Below are 22,255 nucleotides of genomic sequence, written 5' to 3'. Positions count from 1 at the left end.
GGAATCCCGCTTAACTGGCATGCATTCAACCCCACCTTTCCGGCCTGATCCTTCTTTGTCAGAAGGCCCATTCGATTGCGTCAACTTATTGGCTGCCCTGCCTTGGGGTGTGCTGTTGTTGGATGCGCAGTATAACGTACGGTACGTGAACTCAACGGCGGCGCAGTGGGGTGGGGTCGCACCCGAAGCGCTTATAGGCTGCCGGCTGACAGAAGCCCCCCTTGCACCGGCCCTCCGCACGGCCCTGCACCACTTGCTGGTGGTTGGCGAGGCGCAACCCGACGATACGTGGCTCCCGCACACGCAGCAATGGGCAAGCCTGCGCCTCGGGCCAGCCCCGGCCGGGCAGTACTGGGTGTTCTGGGAAGATACGACTGCCCGGCAGCGCAGCAGGCAACTGCTGCTCAATATGGAAGCCATTGCCCACATTGGCTCCTACGAGGTAGACTTGGCCACCGGCAAGTGCTATTTCTCCGACGGTATGTACCGGCTCTTCGGTGAGGAGCCGCAACGGTTTGAATTGTCGCTGCCCGTCATTGATACTCGCTCCCACCCCGACGACGTGGCCGCTGTTGCTCAGGTGCTGGCAGAAGCCATTCGTACCCGGCAGCCCTACACCTACCGCCGCCGGATTTGCCGCGCCGACGGCCAGTGGCGCACCCTGGAAGCCCACGGAGAAGTGTGCTGCGACGCCGCCGGTACTGCGGAGCAGCTGCGTGGTTTGGTGCAGGACATAACCGAACGGGTGCAGGCGGAGCAGCAGCAGCGGGAAAACCACGCCCTGCTCCAGCGCACCGTTGATAGCTCGCTGGATTTGGTGCAGGTGTTTGCGGCCGTGCGCGACGAGCAGGGCCAGGTAGTGGACTTTACATGGGTACTGAATAACGCCGCTGCCGAGCGGGAATACGGCAACGTGATTGGCCAGCGGCTGTGCGTACTGAATCCCGGCGTAGTAGAGACGGGCATTTTCGACACCTTTCGGCAGGTGCTTGAGTCGGGCGTGCCCGACCAGTCAGAGCGGCATTACACCCACGAGCAATTCGACGGCTGGTTTTATCAGTCGGTTGTAAAGCTGGGTGATGGGGTTGCTACCACTACCCACGACATTACGGCCCGCAAACGTGCCGAGCAGGAGCTGCGCGAAAACCGGGCTTTGCTGCAGGATGTTATCGACGCTCCCCATATCGGGCTGGCAGTGTACCGGGCCGTGCGTGATGAGGCGGGCGACATCGTGAACTTCGTGCACGAATACATCAACCGGGCCAGCCGGGAAATGCTGGGGGAAGATTTTACCGGCAAGCTTTTTACCGACCACGGCGACAACGGACGACACCAGCTAGCTCAGCTCTGCCAGGCGCTGGTCTCGGGCCAGCGCAACCGTTACCTGCGGCCCGCCGACTTCCGGGGCCGGGCCATGTGGTTTGCCATCACCAATACCCCGCTTGACCGTGACCGGCTGGTGCACAGTTGGGAGGACGTGACTGAGCGTCAACAGGCCCAGCTGGAGATTCTGCAGCTTAAGGAGGAGTTGGCCCAGCAGGTCAGCGACAAGTACCAGGCCCTGTTTCACAGCATGGACCAAGGCTTTGGCATTCTGGAGGTATTGTTCGACGAGACCGGTGAGCAGGCGCTTGATTTTCGCTACCAGGAGCTGAATCCGGTGTTCGTGCGCGAGTCGGGTATGCCGGCCGATGCCCAGGGCCGCACGGCCCGCGAACTGCTGCCTAACCTGGAGGCCTTCTGGTTTGAGAGTTACGGAAGGGTGGCCCGCACCGGCGAGCCCCTGCGCGTGGAGCATTTTGAGCCAATCGTGGGCCGATGGTTTGATGTACACGCCTTCCGCATCGGCCCCCCCGCCACCCGCCAGGTTGCCGTGCTTTTTTCCGATGTCACCGCCCGCAAACGGGCCCAGCAGCGCCAGCAGTTTCTGCTGCAGCTGGCCGATGTGCTGCGTCCGCTTACGGATCCGCAGGTTGTGCAACACGAGGCGTTAGCGGTATTACGCGCCCACTTGGGCAGCACCCAGGCCCTGTACGCGGAAGCTCTCACTCAGGAAGGCATCCTGCGCATCAGCGCCGAAAACCGGGCTCCCAACCGGCCTTCCCTGGTCGGCCAGGTGCTGCACCTCCAGGCCCTCGGCCCCGGAGCGCTGACCAAGGCCCGTGCTGGACAGCCGCATTGGTGCAGCGACGCGCTGACGGCTACCCACACCCGCGAGCACCAGGATTGGTACGCGGCCCTCGGCACCCCCCGGGCCTGGGTGATGATACCGCTCGTAAAAAAAGACCAGCTGCTGGCCATGGTGGTGGTGGCCGATGCCATGCCCCGGACCTGGCCCACCGAAGACGTGACGCTGCTGCAGGAGGCTATTGAGCGCATTTGGGCGGCCGTGGAGCGGGTCCGGGCCGAAGCTGTCCTGGCTGCCTCAGAAGAGAAGTATCGGACGCTGTTCGAGACAATGGACGAGGGTTTTGCCATTGTAGAGGTCTTGGCTGACGACAGCGGGCAGGTTACCGACATGATCTGGCGGGAGATGAATCCGGGCGTAGAACGCCATGTAGGTCTGAGTGGCTGGGCGGGGCGAAAAGCCAGCGAAGTAATGCCTGGTGTGGAGCAGGAGTGGCTAACCGCGCTTACCAGCGTGTATCAGACGGGCAAACCCGTGCGTACAGAAGCCTATATGCTCGGCCTGAACCGCTGGATTGACACGTACTACACGCGTGTTGGTGATACCAGTGGCCGGCTGATTGCACTTGTTTTCAACGACATCACCGAGCGCAAGCGTCGGGAGCAACAGCATGAGTTTTTGTTGCAGCTCAGTGATGCGCTGCGGCCGCTTTCCCATCCCCTGGACATTCACGCTACAGCTGCCAAGCTGCTGGGCCGGCAACTCAGCGCCAGCCGGGCGTATTACGTTGATCTGGACCACGATGCTCAGGAGTTTGTGGTGGCACCTGACTGGCATGATGCAGACATTGCCGGGCCCGGCCGCCGCTACCCGTTCAGTATCTGGCCCATGCCTTGGCTGCTGCGGGGGCAGACCTGGGTGTGCCCTGATATAGCTACTTCTCCCGACCTCTCGGAGGAGCAGCGCGCCCTGTACCATAGCCAGAATATCCGCGCTGCCGTAATTGTGCCTCTGACCAAGCAGGCACAACTGACGGCCACGCTGGTTATCGGCCACAATACTCCCCACGCCTGGTGCCCGCAGGAAGTAACGCTGCTGGAAGAAGCGGCCGAGCGTATCTGGGGGGCCGTAGAGCGTGCCCGCGTTGAGGAGTCCCTGCGCGAAAGTGAGGCCACGCTTGCCGCAGTGTTCGACGCGCTGCCGGTAGGCATCGGCCTGAACGCCGCGGATGGCCGCCAGACCCTGGCCAACCACCAGATGCGGCGCTACCTGCCCATCGATACCATCCCCTCCTGCGCCACGACGGAGCTGCCGCGCTGGCAGGCGATGGGGCCGGACGGGCACCCGCTGCCCGCCAGCGAATTTCCCGGCGCCCGGGCCCAGCGGGGCGAGAAAGTTATGTCAGGCCTGGAGATGCGCTACACTCCGGCCGAAGGGCAGTTGATCTGGACACAGGTGTTTGCCGCACCGTTGCGTGACCGCCACGATCAAGTAACCGGCTACGTCACGGCCATTCTTGACATTACGGCCCGTAAGCAGGCCGAAGAAGCACTGCGGCAGTCGGAGGAGGAGTTTCGCATGGTAGCCAACCTGGTACCTGACCTACTCTGGCGCAGCAACGCAGCGGGCGAAACCCGCTGGTACAACCAGCGCTGGTACGAGTACACCGGCCAGACGCCGGTTGAAGCGGCTGGCTATGGCTGGACCGACGTCATCCACCCCGATGACCGGGTAGCCTCCGTGCAGCGCTACCGCGCCGCTATGCAGAGCGGGCAGCCCCTGCAGCAGGAGCACCGTATCCGCTCGGCTACGGGTGAGTACCACTGGTTTCTGGTGCAGGCCCTGGCCATTTATGACGAGCATGGCGCAATGGTTGAATGCTTCGGTGCAGCCACCGACATCCACTCGCGCAAGCTGGCTGAAGTGGCAATGGCCGCTGACCAAGCGGGGCTGGCCCGTGAAGTTGCTGCCCGCACGCATGAACTACAGGCCAGCCGCGACCTGCTGCAATCCGTGCTCGATACCAGCCTTATTTCTATGTCGGTACTCTATGCCGTGCGCGACGAGAAGGGGCAGGTGCAGGATTTCCGGATTGGTCTGGTGAACAAGGAGCTGGAGCGCGAAACCGGCCGTACTGATATGGTAGGTAAGCTCTACACCCAGGAGTACTCGGGCATTCGACAAACAGGCATTTTTGATTTGATTCTGCGGGCCCTGGAAACCGACGAGCCGCAGGGCGTAGAGTACCTGTATCCTTTCGATGGCTCCGACAAGTGGTATGCGTGCCAGTTTGTGAAGCTGGGCGACGGGGTGGTAGCCACCAACCTGAATATTACCCAGCGCAAAATTGCCGAGCAGGAACGCCTGAAAAACCTGCGGCTGCTGGAGCAGGCCGAAGCCGTTGCCGGCCTGGGTTCGTGGGACTATGATCTGGTCACCGGCCACATGCGCTGGTCGGAAGGGATGTATCACCTCGTGCACCTGCCACCGGGTCAGCCCGTCGGCCCCGATGTGTACCTGCAACTGGTAGTGGAGGAAGACCGAGCCCGGGCCGAGCAGTTGGTGAGGCGGCTAACCACCGGTCAGAACGTGGAGCACACGCTGCGCCTGCGGGTGGATGGGCAGGTGAAGACCGTCCGCATTAAAGCCGTGGTACTTCGGGACGAAACCGGTTTCCCCGCCCGGGTACTGGGCGTAGATCTGGACCTGACGGAGTTGCAGCGGCTGGAAGCCGACAACCTACGCCTGCGCCTGACGCAGCAACGGGCTTTATTTGAGGCCGTGCAGGCTACGCAGGAAGCGGAGCGCCGGCGCATGGCCGAGAGCCTGCACAACGGGATCGGCCAGATTCTATGCGCAACCAAGCTTCGCCTCGACCAGGTACACGCCTCTTTGGCGGGCACCAGCCCAACACTTGCCACCGCCCGGGCCGAGGCTGACCAGCTGCTGAGCGAGGCCATCCGCCAGACCCGGGCTCTATCGCACGAGTTGGTGCCGATGGTGCTGGAAAAATTTGGCCTGGCCGCCGCCCTGCAGGATATAGCCAACAAAATGAGCACCCCACCGCTGCGCATGCTCAGCCACGTAGAGCTGGATGAATCCGCCGTTGCCCTGACGCCGTCCCTGCAGATGGCTGTGTACCGCATGGCTCAGGAGTTGGCTCAGAACATTGCAAAACATGCCCGCGGGGCCACTCAGGCCAGCCTGGAGCTGGAAAGTATGCTTGGCTGGGTACTGCTGCGGGCCGAGGATAACGGCAGTGGCTTCTCGGGTACACCAACTGAGCAGACGGGCCTGGGCCTACGCAGCATCCGCGACCAAGTAGCACTGCTCGGTGGGCAGTTGGAAATCGGTTCTGTCATCTCCGGTGGGGCCTACGTACGCATCCGAATTCCCTACCCGGGTTCCCATCCTGATTCCTCCCTCTATGATCCGCCTCTTTCTGGTTGACGACCACGCCGTGCTGCGCCACGGCCTTCGTGCTTTGTTTCAGCAGGATCCTTTCCTGCAGGTAGTAGGTGAGGCTGAAAACGGTGAGCAGCTTCTGGCCCAGCTTCCCACCACTCCCTGCGACGTGGTGCTGCTGGACCTGCACATGCCGGGCCTCGACGGGCTGGCCACCACTGAGCGCCTGCACGTGGAGTATCCGCAGGTGCGCGTGGTGGTGCTTTCCATGGTGGACAACGAGCGGGCCATTGGGCAGGTGCTGGCCGCGGGAGCCAGCGGCTACGTGCTGAAAAATGCAGGCCCCGATGAAATTGTGGTAGCTGTGCGGGCCGTGGCGGCTGGCCGGCGCTTTCTGTGCTCCGAGTTGGGGCTGAGCATGCTCAACCGGGTTTTAACCTGTGTGCCTGAACCCCCAGCCCGGCCGAGCGGCGGCCTGTCGGCGCGGGAACAGGAGATTCTGCAACTGGTGGCCGAAGGCTTGACCACCGCCCAGATTGCTGATAAGCTGTTCACCAGCCCTCGGACCGTGGAAACCCACCGCCAGAACATCATGGAGAAAACCGGGGCCCGCAACACCGCTGCGCTAATCAAAACTGCCGTCAGCCAGGGGTGGCTTACCTGAAGCTGCCCGCTTTGGCCAGGCTGTATCAGGCTGGAAGGCCGCCCCGCGCGTGGTTTCGGTAGTTCGGCGCGCCGCCTCCGTAGATGTACGGAATCAGGCGGGAAAATCCCGTAATTCTGGTCTTGGAGGCTCTTTTTGCTTCTTTACGCCGGCCCAGTATCCGTAGAATGTACCCAGCCACTACTCCAGTGGTTCCACGCTACCTTCTACTATGAAAACGCCCTCGTCTGCCCCTCACCATCGATTGGCCCATCCACACGCTGTGGCGGCTAAAACCCCGTTTCTTCTGAAAGCGCCAATGCTGGCAGTGCCCGCCTGGCACCACCCCGGCTGGATAAACCCCACCGTTGCCTGGCTTACCGCCCGGCCGTGGGAAAGTGGCCGTCCGGCGCAAAGTCGCCAGGCATAGCTGTGCACGTATGTCGCCGATACCCAACGTACCGCTCTGGGGTGGGGTAGAGTGTACCTGCCGCCGGGTGGGCGACGCGTACTCGGACCAACTCACGCGTAGCGGACACATTCATCGGCTTTCCGATCTGGACCGTTTCGCCGAGCTGGGCCTGCGTACGCTGCGCTACCCTATTCTGTGGGAGCATGTGGCCCCGGACAGCCTCGACAGTCCCGACTGGCGCTGGGCCGATGAGCGCCTGCACCGGTTGCAGGCCCTGGCTATCGAGCCAATTGTAGGCCTGGTGCACCACGGCAGTGGCCCGCGCTACACTGCTCTCAACCAGCCCTCCTTTGCGCCCGGCCTGGCCCGTTACGCCGGGCTGGTAGCAGCCCGCTACCCGTGGGTCCGCTACTACACGCCCGTCAACGAACCCCTGACTACGGCCCGTTTCAGCGGCCTGTATGGCCTGTGGTACCCGCACGGTACTTCCGACGAGGTATTTGTGCGTGTGTTGTATAATCAGGTGCTGGCTATTAAGCTGGCTATGCAGGCCATCCGGGGCGTTAATCCGGACGCGCAGCTGGTGCAAACCGAGGATTTAGGGTACGCTCACGCCCGCCCGGTACTGGCGGAGCGGGCGGCGTTCGAGAATAACCGGCGCTGGCTCACCTTTGACTTGTTAAGCGGTACCGTTACACAACATCATCCGCTGTGGCACTACCTGCGCCGCCACGGCCTGAGCGAGACCGAGCTCCTGGTATTTTCGCAGGATCCCATGCCGCCCGCCATCCTGGGCATCAACTACTACGCCACCAGTGAGCGGTTTCTGGATGATCAGCTGCCCGGTTGCTCCAAGCAGGATGCGCAGTCCGGCAACGCCGGTCATCCTTCCTACGCAGATGTGGAGGCCATACGCAGCCCGGAAGTATGTCCGGTGGGGCTGGAGGCGCTGCTGGCGCAGGCCTGGCTCCGCTACGGTCAGCCGTTGGCCATCACGGAGTGTCATTTGGGCTGCACCCGCGAGGAGCAGTTGCGCTGGCTGCACCAGAGCTGGGAAACGGCCAACCGGCTGCGAGCCCAGGGCGTGGAGGTACTTGGCCTCACCGTCTGGTCGCTGCTGGGAGCATACGACTGGGATACCCTGCTCATCCGTGACGGAGCCTCCTACGAGAGTGGCGTCTTCGATGTCCGGAGCGGTCAGCCCCGGCCCACGGCGCTCAGTGCCATGGTGCGCAATCTGATCCGCCACGGCCACCATCCGCATCCCGTAGTCCAAGGATTGGGATGGTGGCAGCGTCCTATCCGTTTTTCGGCCCCGCCGCTTGGCTGATGCACGTTACCACCGGATTGTGGTACGGCCACTTCATCCAGTCTTATCTCGTATGCATTCTGCGTCCTTCTCTGCTGGCAATTCCTCGCTCACCAGTCCACCGCTGTTAATTACCGGCTGCCACGGCACCCTGGGCCGGGCGTTCCGGCGGGTGTGCCACCTGCGGGGGCTGGAGGCGGTGTGCCTTGACCGCGCCGCCCTGGACATTGCCGATGCCGCCGCCATTGCCAGGGCCTTAGACTGCTACCAGCCCTGGGCGGTGATAAATGCAGCCGGGTACGTGCGCGTAGACGAAGCCGAAACCGACCTGGCCCGCTGCTACCGCGAAAATACCATTGGTGCGGCGCTGCTGGCGCAGGCCTGCGCCACGCGCCGCCTGCAGTTGCTGACTTTCTCTACAGATCTGGTATTTGATGGGGCTCAGCCCCAGCCGTACCAAGAAACCGACCGGGCCCGGGCCCTCAATATTTACGGCCACAGCAAGCTGCGGGCCGAACAAGCCGTGCTGGCCCGGTTGCCGGCGGCGCTGGTGGTGCGCACCAGCGCCTTTTTCAGTGCCTGGGACGCGCACAACTTCGTACACCACGTTCTGGCAGCCACCCGCGCCGGTCAGCCTTTCGCCGCCGCCGATGACCTCATCATCTCGCCCACCTACGTACCCGACCTGGTCAATACGGCCCTTGACCTGCTGCTGGACGAGGAGCGCGGCATCTGGCATCTCACCAATGATGGTACCTGCACTTGGGCTGAACTGGCCCGCTACGCGGTGCGGGCCGCTGGTCTGGATGCTGCCGGCATTGAAGCACGACCGGCCGCTGCGTTCGGCTGGGCCGCCGCGCGCCCGGCCAACAGCGCCCTGCGCAGCCGGCAGGGCATGCTGCTGCCCGGTCTGGAAAGTGGTCTGCAGCGCTACCTGCTGGATGAGCGCCTGCTACAGTCCCCCAATCCGCCCGCAGCCCTGACCGGGTAGGCCCCGCCGCCGGGCCCCGGCCCGAATACTGCGCATCTTTCACCCCCATACCTTTCGTTCTATGCCCCTGCACCCCGAGCTGGAAAAGAAACTCAGCAACACGTACGAACCCAACGCCACCCTGCACGACGTGTTTAAGGGTTACAACATCACCTTTGTTACCAACGAGCACGGCGAGCCGGTGCTACTGTTTTTCGGCCGGCAGCAGCCCAACGGCCTGATTGCGGGCGAACGGTTCACGCGCACCATCAAGCGGGTGCCGGGCAGCCTGGGCATTCAATCGAGTCACTGGGACAATCAGGGCAAAATAATGCGCTGAGACTCGCCCGTTGGTTGGGCGTGCCTCAGCGGTGGAATTGGTGAAGACCAGAGACGTTGGAGTCTTATTCCGGCTTTTCCGGCGTTGGTTCTAGCAGGGGAGGCTTGCGGGTGGCAAAGCCCGGCAGGTGAAACCGCTGCCCCTTGGCCAGCAGGTGCAGGCGCAGGTCGCGGATGGAAAATACGTCACCGGGCTGCACCTCCGCAATGGTATTGCCGGTACAGTCGTGGCCGTCGAGTAGCACCACAATTCCGTTGCCGACGACTTCCAGCTCATTACCCTTTGTGATGAGGGCGGCCGTATCTTCTTCCAAGCCCAGACCAATGCAGCCGGGATTGGTAGCAATAATCTGCGCCATGCGTACGATGCGGCCCCGAGCAATGAAGTGCGTGTCCACGGCTACATCGCGCAGCAGCTGCAGCCCGGTAGTGATGTGTATTTCGTCTTTCACGAACCCGGCATCATTGCGGCCCTGGTAAATCATGGGCGTGCTCATGGCCGTGGCCCCGGCGCTGGTGCCGGCAATGAGGATGGGTTCATGCAGATACCGCTCCGTCAGGCGCGCCAGCACCAGCGTGCCGCCAAGCAGGGTCGTGAGCCGCAGCTGGTCGCCACCTGTAAACATCACCCCATCAGCCCGGTTCAGCAGCTCCAGGGCCTGCGCGCTGTTAGCCTCGTCCCGACTCTGCACGTGCAGCGCCTCCACGTGTTTGATACCCAGGCGCTGAAAAAGGCGGATGTAGTCCCGGGCCGATACTTCCGGTTCTTCGGAGGCAGCGGGTATCACCACAATGGTTTCTTTTTTGGGCAACTCCTCCACGAAGCGCTGCAAAATGAATTCCGGGGACTGCTCGTGCGAAGGACCGGCTTTATCACGCTGCTCGTGGCCGCCAATCAGCAGTAGCTTGCCTTTGGGAACAGGAAACGGATTGGGCATTGAGAAGCAGGAAAAGGAAAATAGTGACCCGTAAAGTGCCGTTCATGCAGGTTTTCAGGCTCCCGAAGTGTATCTGGCGGATAGTGTCGGCCATCGTATTGCTCCGGGCAGCATCAGGGTACCGTTTTGCATGCGCGGCCGAGGGAGAATGAGCTGCCGGAACCGGCCGCAACCGGTGGGCAGACGGTGCAGGCAGAAGTGGCCCCGCCGCCAACGCCCCGGAAATGCAGGCGTAGCGCGTACTGAGCCAGTCCGGTACACAACGCAGGGCCGGCACCCGGATTGGGGCTACAGGGCTTTTTGGTTCAGGTGTTCCTTAGCCAGGTTGTTGAGTTTGGTATCGGTCAGCTGTTCCTCGGCCAGCGACTGGCGCAGCATATCGGCTACCTCCACGTGCCCAAGCCGGCTGGCGAAGTGCGTAGCCGTGCCGTAGCCCGAAATTTCGTAGTGCTCAATGCGCTGAGCCGCGGCAATCAGGGCCGCATCCATCACTTCGGCCGTGGCCCGTTCCGACATCGTTTCCTGACCTTCGGCAATAAGTCCCGCCATTGCCTTGCACGTATGGCCCCCGAGGGAAAGATTCAGGAACTCCCCAATCTGTTCGAGGCGCCTAAGCTGCTCCTCGGTTTCGCGTAGGTGCTTGCGGAAGCCGGCCTGCAAACGCTCATCGTGGGCTTTGTCGGCCATGAGTGGCAGGGCTTTGATGAGTTGTTTTTCGGCGCTGTACAGGTCTTTCAGCTGCACAGTAAGGAGGTCATCCAGGGTTTCCAGTTTATCAAACATTGCCGGGCAGAAAAGTGAGAGAGTAGGAGTGGACCGCGCCACCGACCTGTTCTGCCTACGCCGCCGGTAGCAGGTTCGTTCAGCGTATAATAGCCGCCGTCGGCAACAGGCCAGGCTAGTGGTTGAGGGTGTAATGGGATGAATATGAGTAGTTTGTTTGTGCAACTGGCGCGCGCCTCAGCATTCTTCGTCAGCGGAAATACGGGGCGACAAATCCGTAGTTAGCCGGAGCAAAATCCGCATTTCCCCCGGTTTCCTGCCATCCCGGAAGGGCGGGCTTGCTGGCTTCCGGGCAGCCCGTTGCTTGGTAGCTCGGGGAGTGAGGGGCGGGATGGGGACCCCCTGCAGCGGCCACGGTCCGGTACGGTGGCGCGGGGGCTCCCAAGGAATTTTCCGTGTTTTTGCCTACGTGGTTACCGGCCAGATTACGTAGTTGCTCATCCTCTTTACCCGGCACTACATCCGTATAGCAAGGCACTTAGTTCTTTCACAAATCCTTATCCTTCACACATGTCTAAAACATCTTTCTGACTCGCCTTACTGAGTCTGGTCCTCGCAGGAGCCCAGCTGACGGCCTGCAGCAGCGACGGCGGCTCCAACGCATCAACTGAATCCAATGCCGCCGGCACTGATGCCAGTGCGGATACCGTATATATGGAAGGCAATGATGCCGGCACAAACACTTCAGGTGATGGGATGAGCGGTAACTCCACTCCCAACGGCACTGACACCAACGGTTCCGGAACCAGCGGCTCTGATACTAACGGCTCCGGAACCAGCGGCTCTGACAGCCGATAGTTCAGACCGCCGGAAATAACGCAGTTTACGCTTTTAAGGATCGGGGCAATGCTCCGGTCTTTTTTTCTTTAACTACTTACCGGTCACAACCCTTTTGTGGCCTCTGCTGCCTAACCGGTAGCGAATTCGGCAACGGCATGCTGCGCCCGGCAGCGGCCGGAGGCAGGGGGCTCTTTCGGCGAGTACCTGATGTGCGCGCCCCTCACGCAGAAAGCCTGTATCCACGCGTTTAACCGGCTTTCGGGGCCTCGCTCACGATGTATAGTACGTGTAGGAGGCTGGCTTTACCCGGAGCGCGCGACTACCGGCGGGGGAGAAGAGTGCGTTGCCGGCTCGGATTTGCATTGGCAGTTGCCTAGCCCGACGAGGACTAGCAGCCAAGCGGCTAATAGTCAGCGCTGTTTTCGGGCCCCAGGCAGCGCATAGCGAGGGACGCCGGGGGCAGGAGCACCCGGCCGCATGATTACCAGCTTGCATACCCACTACCCACGCGGCCGGGCGCAATAACATCCCGCCTGAGCTGGTGCAGATGGGTTCTCTGGCCGGGAGCGGGCTGTATTCTGGACTGCGCGCTGTCCAGCAACTGGACCCGGCGTCCGGTAACTGGACGCGTAAGGTTGTGCTCTCCCAGTGATATATCCTGATAATCAGGTGAATGGAAATATGGGCCTGAATTGGCAGGAAAGCTGGGTCACTGTACTCGACTTCCTTTTCTCTTCCAACTCCACCGTATGCTTGCCCGCGCTTTTTCCACTCAGCCCCGTATTCATTTTCCTGCCGTTTCTATTCGTTTGCTGAAGCACGTGCCAGGGCGTCTGCTGACTGCCGGGCTGCTGGCCGCGGCCGGTAATATGAGCCCGGCCCAGGCTCAGCAGCAGCCCGGGCCCTGGTTGGCCCAGAGCACCGAAACCCGCTCGGCCGTGTTGCAGCGCCTGGCCACCGATGCCGCCGGCAACACCTACCTGACCGGCCGATTTACCGGGCAAATCCGGTTTGGGGCGACCCGGCTAGTCAGCCAGGGCCGCAGTGATGCCTTCGTGGCCAAGCTCACGGCCGGCGGGCAATGGGCCTGGGCCGTGGGAGTAGGTGGGGCTGAAAGCGACGGGGCTACCGACCTAGCCCTGGATGCTCAAGGCAATCTGTTGGTGGCAGGCTCGTTTACCGGGCGGGTAGCCTTCGGAGAGCGGGAGGCCGTTAGCCAGGGGGGGCAGGATGTGTTTGTGGCCGCTTTGACCCAGCAGGGCGCGTGGCGCGGGGTACTCACTGCCGGCGGCCCTGGCCAGGATGAGGCCCTGGCGCTGGCCGCTGGGCCGCAGAATACCGTAGTTATCGGGGGGCGCTTCCAGGGAGAAGCCGTATTTGGTGCGCACCGGCTGCAGGCGGCGGCCAGCAACGATGGCTTCGTGGCCCGCCTGGATCAGAGCGGTACCTGGACCTGGGCAACCTCGGTTGGAGCCTCAGAACAAGGAGCCGTTCGGCGGGTGGCCATCAACGGGCAGGGCGAAGTGGTGGCCACGGGCTATGTGGGCGGTACCGCCCGCTTTGGGGCATACCCGGTGGCGGGCCAGGGCACCCACAATGCCTTCGTGGCCCAACTCAGCGGCAACGGCACCTGGCAGTGGGCTACGGCAGGACTGAGCGCCAGTACCACCTACGGCAACGCCCTGGCCTTGGATGAGCAGAACCGGGTGTACGTGGCGGGCTCCTACAGTGGATCCGCCTCATTTGGTTCTCACCACCTCAGCAGCCAGGGCGGCGACGATGCCTACGTGGCCCGACTTAGTGCCGCCGGCCAGTGGCAGTGGGTAACCAGCGTGCAGGGCCAAGCCTTGGAAACAAGCCAGGGGCTGGCCCTCTCGGCGCTGGGTACGCTGTACGTAGTAGGCAGCAGCAGTCGGGCGGCTGTGGGTCCCGGTGCCGCCCTGGCCAACCAGGGCGGGCTCGACGTATTCCTGGGCAGCCTGAGTACGGAGGGTGCGTGGCTAGGTGCGCAGACTGTGGGCACGCGGGGCCCCGATGAAGCAACGGCCGTGGCGCTGAATCCGGCCGGGGAGGTGGTGGTAGGCGGGACGTTCAGCTTCTCGGAGCCGGATTCCGGCCTTGCTCCTCAGCTGGTGGTGGGCCGCTTCCGCCTGTCTGATGCGTACCCGCCCACAGTGCAGCACGGCACCCGGCCCTAAGCACCGGTAAGTTGGCTACCCTCTCTGCAAGCCGCCCGGAATACCGGGCGGCTTTGTTGTTTACTATAGTGGCGGCTCAAGCCAATTCGCTTTTCAGGTCCGCTCCGAATAATAAACGGACTTACCATTCGTTGGAATTCTGGTTGATGTATATTAGAAAATATCTATATAATGCAACCTGTTTCACCCAGATAAGTATTCTGCAATGATTTGCTGGTCAGCCAACTGTCGGCCGCAAGTTCATCGTTCGGCTTATCTTCGCCTGTACAATGCCACTTTATCACCTCATGTATCAAAGCTACGCCAGCGACGAATTTACTGGCGAAGCGCTACCCCAGCTGCTCCAACAATGCAGCATGCAAAACCAAGCCGCAGATGTGACCGGTTTGCTGCTGCATACCCCCGACGGCCGCTTTGCCCAACTGTTGGAAGGCCGCAAACAACATGTGCTCGCCATTTACCAGCGCATTACCCTCGACCGCCGCAACCATAGCTGCGAGGTACTGATGGAGGGGCCCTGGTCGCGACGCAGCTTCACCAGCTGGTGCGTGGGCCTGCCCGATTGCAGCGTGGTACCCCTTGGACTGCCGCTTACCTGCGTAAACTTTCAGCAACTACCCAACCTGCTGGCCGAAGTAGCGCCCACCCGCCCCATGCTGGTGCACCGGCTGCTAAGTTTCGTCGAGCCCTTCCTGACAAACACCGCCTACTAACGCGTGCAGCTTCTGCTGCTCCCGGCTCTATTTTCTGGATTCGGCTCCAGAAAATAGAGCCGGCTTGTTTTTTGCGTGTTATTAAATAATTGATAATTAACTAGTTGAATTATTTTTCGAGTGGTGGCACGTTCCTCGCCTCTGGCAGGCCAAACGTACTGCTATGCACCCAGATCAACCCAAAATCTTCCTGGTCGATGACGACCTGTTCTGCCTGAAGCTGATGGAGCAGGCCATCCGCAGCCAGGGCTACCACGATATCAAAACCTTCGATAACGGCTCCGACTGCCTCAACAGCCTCACCGACGAGCCCGACATTATTTTCCTGGACCAGATGATGGGCAGCGTGTCGGGCATGGATGCGCTCAAGGCCATCAAGCGCTTCAACCCCGACATTCTTGTGGTGTTCGTGAGCGGGCAGCAGCAGGTGGAGGTGGCCGTGGAGTCGCTCAAATTCGGGGCCTTCGACTACATCGTGAAAAACGAAACCCAGCGCTCCAAGCTCAACGCGGTACTGGAGCGCATTATGCGGGTGCGCCAGCGGCTGAACATGGTTCGGCCGGCCCGGGCCAACCGGTTCTTCTCCCTGTTTCAGCTGTTTTCCCTGCTGCTGGCCCTGCTGCTGCTGCCGGGCTGCACCCAGAACCTGTTTCAGGCCGCCAGCCGCCGGCCCGCCGCCGCGCCCCTGCAGGCCCCCCTCGACTACCAGTACCGCCTGCGGCCCGAGGACAAGCTGAGCCTGAGCGTGTGGGACCACGAGGAGCTGAGCGTAGGCTCGGTATACAGCGCCCAGCCCAGCACCGAGCCCGACGCCCGGTTTCTGCTGGTGGACAACAACGGCGAGGTAACGGTGCCCAAGCTGGGCAAGGTGGCCCTGGGCGGCCTCACGGTGCCCGAGGCCGAGGAGACCCTCAAGGCCCGCTTCGGCAAATCGGTAGTGAACCCGCTGGTAACGGTGCAGGTGCTCAACAAGGAAGTAACCGTGCTGGGCGAGGTGAACACGCCCGGCAAGCTGGTGCTCGACAAGGACCGCACCACCCTGGTGCAGGTGCTGGGCCGGGCCGGCGACTTCAACAACTACGCCGATAAGCGCGTGGTGAAGGTGCTGCGTCAGCAGGGCAGCAAGGTGCAGGAAAGCGTGTTCGACCTCACCCGCATGGACACCTACGTGCAGAGCAACACGCTCATTCTGCCCGGCGACGTGGTGTACGTGCCGGCCAAGTCCTCCAAGGAGTTTGAGCGCAAATCGGGCGGCATGCTGGCCGTGGCGTCCGGCCTGAGTGCCATCATCATTATCACCCGTCTTTTCCTTTCTATCTGATGAACGAGTTTCAGCAAAACCTGCGCCTGTTGCGCCCGGTGTGGCGCGGTCTGCCCCTGATTGCGCTGTGCACGGTGGCGGCCCTGGCTTTGGCCGGCCTGTACCTGCGCTACGCCACCCCGCTCTACGAAAGCACCGCCAAAATCAAGCTGGCCGAGGGCAACGAGGGCGTGGTAAATACCACCCTGCTCAAAACCCAGGACGTGTTCTCGCCCGACAACCGCACCGCCGCCGAGGTGGAGCTGCTCAAGTCGCCGCTGCTGCTGGGTAAGGCCCTGGGCCGGCTGGAGCTGGGCACCACCGTGTACCGCAGGGGCACGCTGCGCAAAACCGAATTGTACCACGACAGCCCCATCAGCGTGCACATGACGCTGCGCGGGCACCGCTGGGAGGATGAAGCGTTCCGGGTAACGGTGCTTTCGCCCCAGAGCGTGGAAGTAACCAGCCCCGCCGGCGAAACCGTGCAGGGCGAGTTCAACAGCCTGCTGCACCTGAGCGAAGGTGATGTAGTGGTGGAGAAAAACCTGGCGTTGCTGGCCTCTCGTCCCGATTTCCCGCTGCTGGATACCTACGAAGTGGTGCGCCACTCGCCGGCCCGCCTGCAGGACGCCATCCTGAGCCGCCTCGACATTACCAGCGTGGACAAGGAAACGCCCGTGCTGCGCATCACCTACCGCAGCGCCGTGCCCGAAAAGGCCGCCGACTTGGTAAACGCGCTGGCCCAGGTGTACATGGAGGACTACCTCGAAACCAAGTACAAGGTGGCCAACACCACCGTGGACTTCATCGGCAAGCAGCTCCAGACGGTGGGCCGCAGCCTGGCGGGCTCCGAAAACTCGGTGGCCGGCTACCGCGACACCCGCCGCATCGTGAACATCGGCCAGCAGACGGATACCGACCTGCACAAAGTGGCCGAGCTGAAACTGCAGCGCGCCACCCTGGATATGAGCCTCTCGGCCGCCGAGGATGTGTACCGCCAGATGCAGGCCGGCCACCGCAACGTGCTGGACCTGGCCCCCAGCTTCGCCGCCTTCAGCGACAACGCCTCCGGCGACATCGTGCGCAAGATGAAGGATTTGCAGGCCGAGCGCCGCGACCTGCTGGTGCGCTTCACCCCCGAGGATGAGAAAGTACAGGCCCTCGACCAGAAGCTGGCCGACCTGAACGCCCACCTGCTGGAAAGTGTGCGCAACACCCGCAACACGTTGGTGGTGAAGCGCCAGCAGCTGGACGCCGCCATCGGCCAGGCCGAGCAGGTGTTCACCGGCCTGCCCGACCGGGAGAAAGATTTGGCCGTGCTGGAGCGTAACCGCCAGCTCAACGAGAAGCTCTACACCTTCCTGCACGAGAAGGAAACCGAGGCCCGCATTGCCCAGGCCACGCCCAGCTCCTCGCACCGCATTATTGCCACCGGCCTGGTGCCCCAGGAGCCCATTGCCCCCAACCCCGTGCTCATCTACACCGTGGCCGGCTTGCTGGGGCTGATTGCCGGCGTAGTGCTGGTGTACGGGCTGGATGCCGCCCGCGCCACGCCCCAGGACACGCTGCGCCTGCAGCGCAACACCCGCCTGCCCGTGGCCGCCGCCCTGCCGCTGCTGCCCGAGCCGCAGATGCAGCTGGCTTACTTCCGCCAGCTGGTAACGCGCCTGGAGCTGAAAGGCCTGCTGCGCGACGGAGCCAAAGTAGTGGTGACGGATTTCACCGGCTCCGAGGGCCAGGCCTTCTTCTTCCGCCACCTCTCAGTGGCGCTGGCCGAGCAGGGCCGCCGCTTCCGCAGCATCACACTGCAGGATCGTAACTCGCTCAACCCCGACGCTTTGCCCAACGAGGTGGTGCTGGTGCGCAACCTCCCCCTGGACGCCGACAGCCACAGTCTGGCCGTGATGGCCGGGGCCGATGTGAACCTGGTGGTAGTGGACAGCCACCGCACGCCCCTCACGCGCCTGGCTGAGCTGGAGCAGCTGATGGAGGAGTACAACCTGCCCAACGTGCAGTGCTGCCTGAACCGGGAAGGCTACCGCCCCGGCTTCCTGGCCTGCCTGTGGCCGCGCCTGGCCGTAGCCGCCCCCACCTCCCGCCGTGCTGCCGTCCGTGCTGGCGCTCCCGCTACGGCGTAGCGCCTGGCCGCCGGTGCCGGCCCGCTACTGGGCCCTGGCCGACCAGGGCCTGGTAAGCGGCACCACGTTCCTGACCAACCTGTTCGTGGCCCGGGGGCTGGGGCTGAGCATCTTCGGCGAGTTCAGTGCCTGGCAGATGGGGCTGCTGCTGCTGCTGGCCGTGCAGGGCGCCCTCATCACCCAGCCCATGCAGGTGGTGCTGGCCACGGTGCCGGCCGCCCACCGCCCCGCCTACCGCCGGGCCCTGCTGGAGCTGCAGGCGGCCTTCGGGGTGGGGGCGGCGGGGCTGGCGGTAGGGGCCGGGCTGCTGCTGCGGCCCCAGGCCGGGGCCGTGCTGGTGGCCTTCCTGGTGTACCTGGGGGCTGCCACGCTGCAGGACACGGTGCGCAAGCTGCTGCTGGCCGAAGACCGGGTGCCGCTGGCTTTGCTCACCGACGCGGTTTCGTGCGGGGGGCAGCTGCTGGTGCTGCTGGGCTGGGCTGCCACCGGCCGGGCGGCCACGCTGCCCGCCGTGTTCTGGGTGATGGGGCTGACCACGCTGCCGGCTTTGGCCCTGGGGTTGCCGGCTTTACTCCGGGGCCCGGCCGCGGGGCCGGGCTGGCGGGCGGTGGTGCGGCAGCACTGGCCCCAGGCTCGCTGGCTGCTGCCCACGGCCCTGCTGCAGTGGTCGTCGGGCAACGTGCTGCTGGTGCTGGCGGGCCTGAGCACGCCGCTGGCCACGCTGGGTATTCTGCGGCTGGCCCAAACCATCATGGGCCTGTTCAACGTGGGTTTGCAGGCGGCCGAAAACTACGTGCTGCCCCGCCTGAGCCAGAGCCGGCAGCGCAGCGAGGCCGAGTTCCGGCGGCAGCGCGCCCGCCTCACCCGCCTCATGCTGGGGCTGGCCGCCGGCCCGTTGCTGGCCCTGGCGCTGCTGGCCGAGCCGCTGGTGCGCTGGGTGCAGTCGCAGGAGGCGGCCCACAGCAGCGTGCTGCGCTGGTGCTGCCTGCTGTACGTGGTGATTCTGCTGGTGTACCCGCTGCGCCTCACGGTGCGGCTGCTGCCCAGCGCCCGGCCCTACTTCGTGGGCTACGCGCTCAGCATCGGCTTCTCGGTACTCAGTGCCCGCTGGCTGCTCACGCACTACCAGGCCACGGGCGTGGTGCTGGGCTGGATTGGGGCCCAGCTGGTGCTGGGCCTGTACTGGAGTCTGATTTTATCCCGCCGACCTTCTTTTCAACAACCTCATGGTTAGTATTCCCGAATCCCTGATCCTCCCGCCGGCCGACGCGCCCGCCGAGCTGGAGCCCGATATCCGCATTATCCACCTGATTCTGGGCAAGGCCAACCCCGAGCGCATGAACGGCGTGAACAAGGTGGTGCACGCCCTGGCCACCCAGCAGCACCGTGCCGGCTGGAACGTGGAGGTGTGGGGTATCACCCACGACCTGGAAGTGAACTACCCGCCCCGGGAGTTTGCCACCTCCCTGTTCCGGGCCTGCCGCAGTCCGTTTCAGCTGGATGAGGAGCTGGTTGCCGCCCTGGAAAGCATCGAGGGCAAAACGGTGATTCATCTGCACGGGGGCTTTATTCCGGTGTACCACACGCTGGCTCGCAAGCTCACCGAGCTGAACCTGTGCTACGTGCTCACGCCCCACGGCAGCTACAGCGCGGCGGCCATGCACAAAAGCCGGCTGATGAAGCGCCTGTACATGCAGTTCTACGAGCGGTACCTGCTTACCCACGCCGCCCAGGTGCAGTGCCTGGGCCACAGCGAAGTGCGGGGCCTGCAGCAGCTGCCCAACGAGGTGCGTACCTGTCTGCTGCCCTACGGCTTCGAGATTCCCGCGCCCCTGCACCTGCCGGACCGCGACGAGCCGCGGGGCATCTTCCGGGTAGGCTTCTGCGGCCGCCTCGATGAGCGGCACAAGGGCCTGAGCTGTCTGATTAAGGGTTTCGCCGAGTTTGCCCGCCGCACCCCCGGCGTGGAGCTCTGGATTATCGGCGACGGACCCGACCGCAAGCGGGTGGAGCAGTGGGCGGCCGAGGCTCCCAAGGGCAAGATCAAGCTGCTGGGCAGCCGGTTTGGCGATGAGAAGATGGGTTTGTTGTCGCAGCTGGACGTGTTTGCCCACCCCTCGCACTACGAAGGCCTGCCCACGGCCGTGCTGGAAGCGGCCACCCTGGGCGTGCCCTGCCTGGTAACGGAGGCCACCAACTTCGGCTCCTACATCCGTGATTTCGAGTGCGGCCTGGTGCTGCCCACCGCCGCTCCCGAGCTGCTGGCCGAGGGCCTGGACCGCCTGCGCCGCCAGTGGCTGACGGTGCCCCGCCGCCAGCTGGCCCAGCGCTGCCACGCCATGGTAACCACGGCCTTCTACTGGCCCACGCTGCTCAACGATTACCAGCGCATGTACCGCCGCGCCTACTATGCTTAAAACCGATACGCTTCCCAACCACCAGCGGCTGCTGCGCACCGTGCAGGTGCTGCTCACCCTGATTCTGCTCATCAAGCTGGCCGGCTTTTTCACCTGGAGCGAGGACGTGGGCCTGACCCGCCTCCTCAAAACCGGCTCCCGCCTGGCCATGACGCTGGCCGCGGCCGGCGTAAGCCAGTGGCTGCAGCGGCGCGGGGCGGTGGCCGCTTGGCGGTGGCAGCACAGCCTGGCGGTGCTGCTCTACGGGGCCTACCTGCTGCTGGGCCTGGCCTCGCTGCTGTGGTCGGGCAACCCCGGCTACTCGCTGCTGCAGCTGCTGATGGTGGTGGAAACGCTGGTGTTTGCCTACTTCTACGCCCAGTGCTTCGTGCTGCTGGATACGTTTTATGCGGGCAGCAACATCCACTTCGCCCGGGTGGTGGGTAACGCCTGCTGCTGGCTGGTGCTGGGCTTTCTGGTGGGGGCCGTGGCCGCGCCCGATACGTTCTACCGCCTCACCCACGGCGGCGAGGAGGCCCGGCTGGGCGGCTTCCTGATGAACCCCAACGAGTTGGGCATGCTGTGCGTGGTGGGGGCCTCCGGCCTGAGCTTTAACTTCTACCAGAAATACCGCTTGCGCCGCACCCTGCTGCAGCTGCTGCCGTTGGTGGTGGCCCTGGTGCTCACCGGCTCCCGTTCTTCCCTGGCGGGTTTTGGGCTGGTGCTGTTTTTCCACCTGCGCCAGGCCGGCCGCCGCTGGCAGCTGCTGGCCCTGGGTGGGGTAGGGGCCAGCCTGCCGCTGCTGGCCGGGCTGGTAGTCAAGCAGGGCGGGCTGGAGGAAGTGCTCAGCCTCACCGGCCGCCTCCCGTTCTGGCAGGCCCTGCTCACCGAAGGGCTGCCCCGCGAGCCGCTGCTGGGCTACGGCTTCATGCGCATTGCCTACGGCGAGTATTTCCAGAGCACCCACACCTACGCCGCCCAAATGACGCACAACACCTTCATTCAGGTGCTGCTGAACCTGGGCGTGGTGGGCTTCGGCATCGTGCTGGCCCAGCTACTGCTGCTGGTGCGCGGGGCCCTGCAAAGCCCCGACCGGCAGGCCCGCCTGCTGTTTGTGGGGCTGCTGATTCCGCTGCTGATTAACTCCTTTACTGAGTTCGGGATTTTCGGCCAGTCCAACTTCGGCATCCTGTTCTACCAGCTGCTCATCTTCCTCACCTGCCTGCGCTTCAACGCCCGCCTCACGGCTCCCGAGCGCCGGGTGCTGCGCCTGCGCCGCCCCGACCTGACGCTGCTGCCCGCGGCCAGCTAACGGCCCCGGTAGCCGGGGGGCGTGCTGCGCCCTGGTATTCACTTGCTGCACTCTGCCTATGACGGACGCCTACTCCATCCATTTCCGCCCCGACCTGGGCATTCTGGTGGTGCGCTGCCAGCAGCCGGGCGGCCCGCCCGAATTGCGGGAGGTGTGCCTGCGCAGCCTCGAAACGGCCCGGCAGCACCGCGCCGCCCGCTGGCTGCTGGATGTGCGGCGGCGCGACCCGCTCTGTCCGCACCAGACCACCTGGCTTACCGAAATACTTTATCCGCTGGCCACGCGCTGGCTTGGTCCCGAGCCCCTGACCTTGGCCATACTGAGCCTGCCCCCGGCCCGTGCTGCCCCGGTTTCAGGGCCCGCCTGGTTGCGCGTGTTTGCCGAGGAAGGGGCCGCTTGCCAGTGGCTGCGGTATCGGCAGATTGCCGATGCGGTACTTCCCGACCCGGCTGGTCCCTGAGTTTTTCTGCTTTGTCTATTTCTACCTCTTG

At 63.7% G+C, this 22,255-nt stretch carries 15 protein-coding genes; 13 read left to right on the top strand and 2 right to left on the bottom strand.

Going from position 1 to position 22,255, the window contains the following annotated elements:
- The first annotated feature begins 88 nt into the window (after nt 1-88).
- The 5 genes from ACN19L_RS06675 (at nt 89) to ACN19L_RS06655 (ending at nt 9,207) form a co-directional block, all read left to right on the top strand.
- Nucleotides 89-5,578, top strand: a complete 5,490-nt coding sequence (locus tag ACN19L_RS06675) for a PAS domain S-box protein (RefSeq protein WP_426492754.1) — start codon at nt 89-91, stop codon at nt 5,576-5,578.
- Nucleotides 5,556-6,197: a response regulator gene (locus tag ACN19L_RS06670; RefSeq protein ID WP_426492753.1), complete on the top strand. Its 642-nt coding sequence runs from the start codon at nt 5,556-5,558 to the stop codon at nt 6,195-6,197. Before ACN19L_RS06675 ends, ACN19L_RS06670 begins: the two co-directional genes overlap by 23 nt.
- A gap of 419 nt (nt 6,198-6,616) precedes the next feature.
- Nucleotides 6,617-7,918, top strand: a complete 1,302-nt coding sequence (locus tag ACN19L_RS06665; RefSeq protein WP_426492752.1) for a family 1 glycosylhydrolase — start codon at nt 6,617-6,619, stop codon at nt 7,916-7,918.
- A 52-nt stretch (nt 7,919-7,970) separates the two neighbouring features.
- Nucleotides 7,971-8,888 carry an SDR family oxidoreductase gene (locus ACN19L_RS06660; RefSeq protein ID WP_426492751.1) on the top strand — a complete coding sequence of 306 codons (918 nt, stop codon included), beginning with the start codon at nt 7,971-7,973 and terminating at the stop codon, nt 8,886-8,888.
- 61 nt (nt 8,889-8,949) lie between these two features.
- Complete coding sequence (locus tag ACN19L_RS06655) at nt 8,950-9,207, top strand: hypothetical protein (protein WP_426492750.1); 258 nt, start codon at nt 8,950-8,952, stop codon at nt 9,205-9,207.
- A 64-nt stretch (nt 9,208-9,271) separates the two neighbouring features.
- On the opposite strand, the gene ACN19L_RS06650 is transcribed toward ACN19L_RS06655, so the two are convergent.
- Together ACN19L_RS06650 and ACN19L_RS06645 are read right to left on the bottom strand one after the other, a co-directional pair.
- Nucleotides 9,272-10,144 (bottom strand): cyanophycinase, encoded by an 873-nt coding sequence (locus ACN19L_RS06650; protein ID WP_426492749.1) that lies wholly within the window; start codon nt 10,142-10,144, stop codon nt 9,272-9,274.
- A 288-nt stretch (nt 10,145-10,432) separates the two neighbouring features.
- Nucleotides 10,433-10,927 (bottom strand): ferritin-like domain-containing protein, encoded by a 495-nt coding sequence (locus ACN19L_RS06645; protein WP_426492748.1) that lies wholly within the window; start codon nt 10,925-10,927, stop codon nt 10,433-10,435.
- A 1,529-nt stretch (nt 10,928-12,456) separates the two neighbouring features.
- On the opposite strand from ACN19L_RS06645, the gene ACN19L_RS06640 reads away from it, so the two are divergent.
- The 8 genes from ACN19L_RS06640 to ACN19L_RS06605 all read left to right on the top strand — a co-directional run bounded on the left by ACN19L_RS06640 (nt 12,457) and on the right by ACN19L_RS06605 (nt 22,224).
- Nucleotides 12,457-13,905 (top strand): hypothetical protein, encoded by a 1,449-nt coding sequence (locus tag ACN19L_RS06640; protein WP_426492747.1) that lies wholly within the window; start codon nt 12,457-12,459, stop codon nt 13,903-13,905.
- A 269-nt stretch (nt 13,906-14,174) separates the two neighbouring features.
- Nucleotides 14,175-14,618 carry a BLUF domain-containing protein gene (locus tag ACN19L_RS06635; protein WP_426492746.1) on the top strand — a complete coding sequence of 148 codons (444 nt, stop codon included), beginning with the start codon at nt 14,175-14,177 and terminating at the stop codon, nt 14,616-14,618.
- Between the two features lie 163 nt (nt 14,619-14,781).
- Nucleotides 14,782-15,939 (top strand): response regulator, encoded by a 1,158-nt coding sequence (locus ACN19L_RS06630; protein WP_426492745.1) that lies wholly within the window; start codon nt 14,782-14,784, stop codon nt 15,937-15,939.
- Entirely contained in the window at nt 15,939-18,056 is a 2,118-nt protein-coding gene (locus ACN19L_RS06625; protein WP_426492744.1) for a Wzz/FepE/Etk N-terminal domain-containing protein, read from the top strand. Before ACN19L_RS06630 ends, ACN19L_RS06625 begins: the two co-directional genes overlap by 1 nt.
- Entirely contained in the window at nt 18,019-19,290 is a 1,272-nt protein-coding gene (locus ACN19L_RS06620; protein WP_426492743.1) for a hypothetical protein, read from the top strand. Before ACN19L_RS06625 ends, ACN19L_RS06620 begins: the two co-directional genes overlap by 38 nt.
- Nucleotides 19,283-20,473, top strand: a complete 1,191-nt coding sequence (locus tag ACN19L_RS06615; protein WP_426492742.1) for a glycosyltransferase family 4 protein — start codon at nt 19,283-19,285, stop codon at nt 20,471-20,473. Before ACN19L_RS06620 ends, ACN19L_RS06615 begins: the two co-directional genes overlap by 8 nt.
- Nucleotides 20,466-21,764 carry an O-antigen ligase family protein gene (locus tag ACN19L_RS06610; protein WP_426492741.1) on the top strand — a complete coding sequence of 433 codons (1,299 nt, stop codon included), beginning with the start codon at nt 20,466-20,468 and terminating at the stop codon, nt 21,762-21,764. The genes ACN19L_RS06615 and ACN19L_RS06610 overlap by 8 nt, the downstream gene beginning before the upstream one ends.
- Before the next feature lie 58 nt (nt 21,765-21,822).
- Nucleotides 21,823-22,224 carry a hypothetical protein gene (locus ACN19L_RS06605; RefSeq protein WP_426492740.1) on the top strand — a complete coding sequence of 134 codons (402 nt, stop codon included), beginning with the start codon at nt 21,823-21,825 and terminating at the stop codon, nt 22,222-22,224.
- Nucleotides 22,225-22,255: the final 31 nt, after the last annotated feature.

Source organism: Hymenobacter sp. 102 (genome assembly GCF_049949205.1).
Classification (GTDB): domain Bacteria; phylum Bacteroidota; class Bacteroidia; order Cytophagales; family Hymenobacteraceae; genus Hymenobacter.
This window is presented reverse-complemented; position numbering and strand designations above follow the sequence as displayed.